This window comes from Bartonella sp. AD328YNZD (assembly GCF_042196425.1).
This window is the reverse complement of the sequence record NZ_JBHIQG010000083.1, coordinates 1-8,262: the sequence shown is the minus strand read 5'-3', so window position 1 is coordinate 8,262 and position 8,262 is coordinate 1. Positions and strand designations below refer to the sequence as shown.

At 37.6% G+C, this 8,262-nt stretch carries 6 protein-coding genes and 1 pseudogene; all 7 read right to left on the bottom strand.

All coding sequences use genetic code 11. The annotated features are described in order from the left end of the window. Positions 1-14 precede the first annotated feature (14 nt). Positions 15-764 carry an SDR family NAD(P)-dependent oxidoreductase gene (locus ACFIO3_RS05590; protein WP_375606470.1) on the bottom strand — a complete coding sequence of 250 codons (750 nt, stop codon included), beginning with the start codon at positions 762-764 and terminating at the stop codon, positions 15-17. Between the two features lie 2 nt (positions 765-766). Continuing rightward, positions 767-2,260: an amidophosphoribosyltransferase gene (gene purF, locus ACFIO3_RS05585; protein WP_375606295.1), complete on the bottom strand. Its 1,494-nt coding sequence runs from the start codon at positions 2,258-2,260 to the stop codon at positions 767-769. Positions 2,261-2,342: 82 nt separating this feature from the next. Beyond that, positions 2,343-2,918, bottom strand: coding sequence for a CvpA family protein (locus ACFIO3_RS05580; protein WP_375606294.1), 576 nt, complete (start codon positions 2,916-2,918; stop codon positions 2,343-2,345). Between the two features lie 142 nt (positions 2,919-3,060). Next, on the bottom strand, positions 3,061-4,437 hold the full coding sequence (gene radA, locus ACFIO3_RS05575; protein ID WP_375606293.1) for a DNA repair protein RadA: 1,377 nt from the start codon (positions 4,435-4,437) through the stop codon (positions 3,061-3,063). 6 nt (positions 4,438-4,443) lie between these two features. After that, positions 4,444-5,433, bottom strand: a pseudogene (locus tag ACFIO3_RS05570) (DnaB-like helicase C-terminal domain-containing protein); the annotation flags it as partial. A 538-nt stretch (positions 5,434-5,971) separates the two neighbouring features. After that, entirely contained in the window at positions 5,972-7,462 is a 1,491-nt protein-coding gene (locus ACFIO3_RS05565) for a replicative DNA helicase (protein WP_375610161.1), read from the bottom strand. Between the two features lie 497 nt (positions 7,463-7,959). Then, a partial coding sequence (locus ACFIO3_RS05560; RefSeq protein WP_375704183.1) for a 50S ribosomal L9 C-terminal domain-containing protein occupies positions 7,960-8,262 on the bottom strand: 303 nt, incomplete at its 5' end.

The following is an 8,262-nucleotide window of genomic DNA, read 5'->3' as shown; positions in this document are numbered from 1 at the left end:
CCTCTCAGATGTGATCAATCAGGTATATGATAATCTACAAACCGATTTTTACGGACATTAAAGAGTTTTCCAGTTTCTTTTAAATCAGGTGATAACAAATGGATTATCTTCTTTGCAATCTCTTGTGGTGAAGGGAGAGTTTGTGGATCTTCACCGGGCATAGCTTCAGCGCGCATGGCAGTGCGTGTGGCACCAGGGTTGACACAATTAATCTTAATAGGGGTTTGTTTGAGTTCTTCTGCCCAACAGCGGGCAATCACCTCTAAAGCCGCTTTAGAGGCTGCATAAGCTCCCCAGAAAGGGCGCGCAGCATGCGCAACGGTTGAGGATAACAGGATGGCTCGTCCAGCGTCAGATTCACGTAATAAAGGCTCAACGGCTTTCATTAAGCGCCATTGGCTGAAAAGATTTATTTGAAAAACATCTTCAAATACTGTGTTTTCAATATGTGCTATTGGTGAGAGTGTTCCAAGAATTCCTGCGTTTGCGACGATAATATCAAGTTTTTTCCAGCGTTTGGCAATTGAGATAGCAAGGGTATCGATGTTTTCCATATGATGCAAGTCAAGGGGAACAAGGGTTGCATGAGCCCCTTTTTTTCGGATTTGATTATCTAATTCAGTAAGTCCACTGACTGTTCGTGCAAGAGCAATAATATGAGCGCCGCGTGCAGCAAGCTCGAGTGCCAAATAATAGCCAATCCCTCTTGATGCGCCAGTAACAAGTGCAACACGCCTATGGAGACTAAAGTCACGTTTTGTCATCATTAATCTCTTGTTTTTAGAACAGATGATTGATGAATTTTGGAGAGATTTTCTTGATCAATCAGATGCGTAGGATAATATCCAGTAAAATAATGGTCAGTAAATTGTGGATCGGCGTTATTCCGTTTTTCCCCTGCTACAGCAAGATATAATCCATCCGTTGAAAGAAATTCTAATGAATCCGCTCCAATAAAATCACACATAGATTTTAAATCTGGATATTGATTTGCTAAAAGGTTTTCAGCTTTAGGTGTATCAATACCATAAAAGTCAGGATAAAAAATCATAGGGCTAGAAATGCGCATATGAACTTCTTTTGCTCCTGCATCGCGAAGCATTCGTACAATTTTAAGGGATGTTGTTCCACGGACAATAGAGTCATCAACCAGAATAACACGTTTTCCTTCAATCACAGGACGGTTTGCCGAATGTTTTAACTTGACGCCAAAAGCGCGAATTTGTTGTGTTGGTTCGATAAAAGTGCGGCCAACATAGTGATTACGAATAATACCAAGCTCGAAGGGAATTCCAATTTCTTGTGCATAGCCAATTGCGGCAGGCGTTCCTCCATCAGGAACAGGAACCACAACATCACCCTCACAAGGGGCTTCCTGTGCTAAACGGATTCCCATATTTTTGCGTGTTGTATAAACACTACGTCCTCCAACGATTGAGTCTGGACGGGCAAAATAAACATATTCAAACAAGCAAAGTTTTTCTGGTTTTGTATTTTCTGGTTTTATAATTTTTTTCGTAATTTCCCCATTTTTTTGTATTTCACATATGATGATTTCTCCATTTTTAACATCACGGACATATTTTGCTCCAATAATATCAAGAGCACAAGTTTCAGAACAAAAGATAGGCTTACCATCAAGTTCCCCCATCACGAGAGGTCTAATTCCTGTTGGATCGCGTGCCGCAATAAGCTTTGTACGTGTGAGCGCTAACATAGCATACCCACCTTCTACTTGCCGAATCGCATCAACAAAACGATCAGAGGACGATTCATAACGTGAGCGGGCGATAAGATGGAGAAAAACTTCTGAATCTGACGTTGATTGACAGATAGCACCAGAAGCGATGAGTTCACGGCGTAATGTGAGGCCATTGGTAAGATTACCATTATGCGCAATAGCAATACCTCCAACTTTCAATTCAGCAAAAAGGGGTTGAACATTGCGTAATGCCACTTCTCCAGTTGTTGAATAACGGGTATGTCCAATAGCACGATTTCCTGGTAAGCGCGCAAGTGTTGCAGGGTTTGTATAGTGATCGCCAACAAGACCTAAATGCTTTTCTTGATGAAATATTTTATTATGGTAAGAAACAATCCCAGCTGCTTCTTGCCCACGATGCTGAAGTGCGTGGAGTCCAAGAGCTGTTAATGTTGCGGCATCTTCATGCCCAAGAATACCAAAAACTCCACATTCTTCATGAAGGGTATCATCATCTAATGAAAATTCTTGACAGAAAACATCGCTTTTTATCATCATATTCTTTCAGTTGTGATATGGAGGAATCATTAATATCACATTTTACATCATTTAGTTTTCTTTCCTCATGAAAAACTATTCTCTATTTTTTGAAAATTATCTTTTCATGAGAGTGTTGCTCATACGTATGTTTATTGCTGTCTTTAAACAAATTTTCCGTCTTTTCGAGAACAGATCCAATATCTTTGGGGAGTATTTCCCAAACTTTTTGTCCCAATGAATCTAAAATAGGTCTTGTTTTTGCATTTTTTAACCAATTCGCTTGAAGATCGGGTTTAATCAGTGCATTAATCAGCAACATACCGATGACCATGATAAGTAAACCACGAAGTGCTCCAAAAATAAAACCAATAGCACGGTCAAGAATACCAATTCGACTATCAATAATAAAATCAGAGATCTTCATTGTAATAATTGAAGTAATAATGAGAACAATAATAAAAATTGTGACCAATGTTGTGATCAATGCAATCATTTTATTAGAGAGATATTGTTCAAAGAAAGGTAAGACAGGTTTGAATAAAAACAGTGTTGTAACAGCTGCAACTGCCCAAGAAATCAACGATAACACTTCACGTGAAAATCCTCGAAGCATAGCAAGAAAAGCGGACAACAGGATGATTACTACGACAATTCCATCAAGGATTGTTATGATCATTTGTTTGTTCCTTATACATAAAGTTGTGTTCTTTTAAGTCTGTGTGCAAATATATTTTTTGTTATGCCATTTTTTGTTCTTATAGCAAGGATCTTTTGTATTTTATAGAGTTTTTTCTATATTATCATATCTGTGGTACAGATCATTTTTTACTTACAGTAAGAGTAGCAACGAGTTCGGGAAGGTCGGAGAAAGTTTTTTGTTGAAAGTTGAGCGAATTCATCATTTCGGTTGTTGTTGTGGGGTGAAAGGCTCCCTGAAAGCCGAGTTTTTTTGCTTCATTGATGCGTTGTGCTGAATGTGCAACAGCGCGGGTAGCTCCTGAAAGACTGACTTCACCAAAATATACATAATTTGTTGGCAAAGGAATATTGGCAAGAGAGGATACCAAAGCAGCGGCTACAGCTAAATCAGCAGCGGGTTCTGATATGCGATATCCACCTGCCACGTTCAGATAGACATCATGCTGTCCAAAACGAATGCCACAATGGGCTTCTAAAACGGCAAGAATCATAGAAAGACGATTTCCATCCCATCCGACAACTGCACGTCTTGGTGTCCCAAGGGAAGAAGGAGCAACAAGCGCTTGAATTTCTACTAATATTGGGCGTGTTCCTTCCATGCCGGCGAAAACAGCAGCGCCTGGTGCTTTTTCATTACGTTCTCCTAAGAACAATTCGGATGGATTTATCACTTCGCGTAATCCTTTATCAGACATTTCAAAGACACCAATTTCATCTGTTGGCCCGAAGCGATTTTTTACAGTTCTAAGAATGCGATAATGATGTCCACCTTCACCCTCAAAATAGAGAACGCCATCAACCATATGTTCAACGACTCTAGGACCAGCAATTTGCCCATCTTTTGTAACATGACCAACAAGAACAACAGCAGCTCCTGTTTTCTTGGCAAAGCGGATCATTGCTTGAGCGCCAATACGTACTTGTGTGACAGTGCCAGGTGCTGAATCTGCTGTATCTGACCATAGAGTTTGAATCGAATCGATAATCACCATATCAAGGTTTTTATGTTCGCTTAAGGTTGCCAGAATATCTTCTACATTGGTTTCAGCGGCAAGTTTTACTTCTGTATTGTTCGCTCCAAGCCTCTGTGCACGCAGACAAATTTGCGCAATAGCCTCTTCACCTGAGACATAGATGACATGATGTCCTTTGCGGGATAAAGCAGCAGCTGTTTGTGTCAGCAATGTTGATTTTCCAATACCAGGATCACCACCAACAAGAAGTGCTGATCCACGGACAAAGCCCCCACCGGTAACACGATCAAGTTCCGCAATACCAGAATGAATACGTGGAGCATCTTGGATATCTCCAGAAAGAGATGTAAGGGCAACGATGCGTCCTTTACACGTATTCTGCTTAGGACCACTTCCTATGCCGCCATTTATATTTTCTTCAACAAGAGAATTCCATTCTCCACAGGCGCTACATTTCCCTGCCCAACGAGAATGGATGGTTCCGCAATTTTGACAGATAAATTGAATACGGTTGCGTGCCATGGTGGTTTAGCCAATTTGCTCTGGAAGATAATTGCTATCAGCCAAATCACTAAAGCGTGTGAAGTCAGATTGAAAGGCAAGGGGAACGATTCCTGTCGGCCCATGGCGATGTTTTGCAATAATAACATCAGCTTTTCCAAAAGCTTTGTCCATTATTTCTAGCCATTTCATATGTTCAAGGCTACCGAACTTTGGTTCTTCATTTTTGAGGTAATATTCTTCACGATAGACAAATAAAACGATGTCGGCATCTTGCTCAATAGAACCAAATCCACCTAAATCTAAAAGTTTTGGGCGTTTATCTGTTCTGTTTTCAACTTGATGTGAAAGTTGTGAAAGAGCAATAATAGGGATATTTAATTCTTTAGCTAAGGCTTTTAATTCTGCAGTGATTTCTTGAATACGATATTCAGATGTGTATTTTAAATCACTTGTCATGAGTTGGATATAATCAATAATTAAGACATCCAAACCATGTTTTTGCTTGAGACGCCGAGCACGGGCAGCCAGTTGTGAAACTGATATTCCTCCAGTTTGATCAATATAAAGGGGTGCCTTTTGGAGCTGATTTACCGTACGAATAATTTTTGAAAATTGTTCATCTGAAATATGACCACGTCGAATATCAGAAGAAGAGACTTCCGTTTGTTCAGAAATAATACGTGTTGCAAGCTGCTCTGAGGACATTTCAAGTGAGAAGAATCCTACAACGCTGCCTTCATTTTCTTGGATATTACCATTATGATTATAAGCATTGGCAATATTAAAGGCAATATTGGTAGCAAGTGAAGTTTTACCCATACCAGGGCGCCCTGCAAGGATAATTAAATCGGATGGTTGTAATCCTCCTATTTTTTCATCAAGTGTTTGAATATGAGTCGCTATCCCTGATATTTGCGAAGAGCGCTTTTTTGTAGCACCTGCTATATCAATAACTCTTTTAATAGCTTCATCAAGACTGTCAAATCCACTATCGCAGTCTTCTTTTTTTTCTAGCATAATTACACATTTTCCTTTTGTTATATATCAGTTTTTATACAATTTTATATCAAGAATATTTTGCATGTTATAGAATTTTCTCTGTGCTGTAGTATTTAAAACACTGCTTGTTTTTTATATTGCGGTAATTAGGGTAATTTTTCAGATAGATTAGAAAATATTTTTGTTAAAAGGTTAGAGATTGTCCTATAAAGAGGAAATTTTCTGATATTTTACATAATAGCCAGTCTTGCACAACATCAGCAATTATTTTTGAATTTAAAAACAAGAAAATGAGTGTCTTGTGAGAAGGAGTTTTTTTAAAGAAGGAACAATATAGAAAGATTTAGATTAGCTATAGATTTTGGATATATGTATCTTACTTGCAACGCTAAAAAGATGTATTATCTTCTCATATTATTAAGATTAATATTGTTCAAGAGCTTTTTAGATAGCAAATAATGACGGCCAAAATCATCCATTTTCCTGCCCAACGAGAATGGATGGTTCTGCAATTTTGACAGATAAATTGAATACGATTACGCGCCATGTCGATTTAACCAATTTGCTCTGGAAGGTAATTGCTATCGGCCAGATCACTAAAGCGTGTGAAATCAGATTGAAAGGCAAGGGGCACGATTCCTGTCGGCCCATGGCGCTGTTTTGCAATAATAACGTCAGCTTTTCCAAAAGCTTTATCCATTATTTCTTGCCATTTCGTATGTTCCAAGCTACCTAGTTTTGGTTCTTCATTTTTGAGATAATATTCTTCGCGATAGACAAACAGAACGATGTCGGCATCTTGCTCAATTGAACCAGATTCACGTAAATCTGAAAGCTGTGGGCGTTTATCTGTTCTATTTTCTACTTGACGTGAAAGTTGAGAGAGAGCGATAATAGGAATATTCAATTCTTTCGCTAATGCTTTTAATCCTGTGGTAATTTCTGTGATCTCTTGAACACGATTTTCTGATGAACGCTTTGAACTGCTTGTCATGAGTTGGATATAGTCAATAAACAAGATATCTAAACCATGTTGCCGCTTGAGACGCCGCGCACGAGCGGCTAATTGCGTAATTGATATTCCACCAGTTTGATCAATATAAAGGGGTGCCTTTTGTAGTTGGTTCACCGCACGAATAATTTTTGAAAATTGTTCATCTGAAATATTACCACGCCGAATATCAGAAGAAGAGACTTCTGTTTGTTCAGAAATAATACGGGTTGCAAGCTGTTCGGATGACATCTCAAGTGAGAAGAATCCCACAATGCCGCCTTCATTTTCTTGGATATTGGCATTACGATTATAAGCATTAGCAATATTAAAGGCAATATTGGTAGCCAGTGAGGTTTTACCCATACCAGGGCGGCCCGCAAGGATAATTAAGTCAGATGCTTGTAATCCTCCCATTTTTTCATCAAGTGTTTTAATATGGGTGGCTATCCCTGATAATTGTGAAGAGCGCTTTTTCGCAGCACTTGCCATATCGATAGCTTTTTTAATGGCCTCATTAAAATTTTCAAATCCACCTCCATATTTCCCTTTTTCTGCTAGCTCAAATAACTGATTTTCAACAGTTTCAATTTGTTGGGTAGGCGTGAGTTCTACAGGAGCATCAAAGGCTGTATTGACAACTTGAGTTCCAAGGTTAATCAAAGATCGTCGGATAAAGAGATCGTAAATGACGCGTCCATAATCTTCAGCGTTAATAATAGTGACTGCCTCTGTGGCTAAGCGAACAACATATTGGTATACAGTAATATCTCCAATTTTCTCTTCCATTTGGATATAGGGTTTGATTGTAACTGGATCTACACGTTTTCCTATTTTAATAAGGTGAGATAAAACATGATAAATTTTTTGATGCAATGGTTCAAAAAAATGTTCTGGTTTTAGAAAATCTGAAACGCGGTCAAGAGAATCATTGTTGATAAAGATGGCACCAAGCAATGCCTGTTCAGCTTCAATATTATGCGGAAGTTGCCGAAAAGAAGGAGAATCCTCTTTCTTTGAAGAGCTGACATTAACAACGTTAGTTTCTTCCATAATATTTTTCCACTAAAATTCTAAGTCTAGCTACTTTAGGTGATAAATTGAAAATCGTATAATTAAAAGAATAGAGCTACAAATCTTCATTTTAAGTTAAAATTATATAATTTTTTAAAACTCTCTTTCGTTCCTCATTTATCATTTGTGTATTATTTATATAATGTCTATCTATTTTATTTTATAATATGTGATTTTAAAGTGGAAGTTTTTCTACTCTAAATTTAAGTATTTTTAAGTTACTTAACCTTAAAATTCCAATATCTGTTTAAGTAGAATTATTTTTGTTTTATATGCTGGAAAACAAAAGACATTTCCTCTTAGTGATATTATCATTCTCGGCATGTAATTTTTAAATAGTATATTTCTAATTCTTTCATAAAAATTAGGTTCTTTATGTACGATAGCCATAAAATACTCACTTTTAAAGTGTGAGTATTTTATGAGCGATATTTAAAATGGAATAAAAAATATAAAACAGAAAGAAAAAATAGCAATTAAGCTTCTTGATGAGAACTGTTTATATCGTTGTCATTAATTTCTTCTGCCAATAATTCTTCCTGACTTTCTTCTAATAATTCTTCTTGAATATTATATATTTCTTTAGCCGAAGTGAGAGTTTCACCTTCTGCTTGGCGTTGTGCTTCACTGGTAGAACGCGCAACGTTAATAATCACAGAAATTTGAACTTCTGGATGTAAACTAAGAGTGATAGTGTGAAGACCGATCATTTTTATTGGATGATTAAGTTCGATTTGATTTCTTCCAATAGAAAAGCCTTCATCTGTTATGATTTCAGC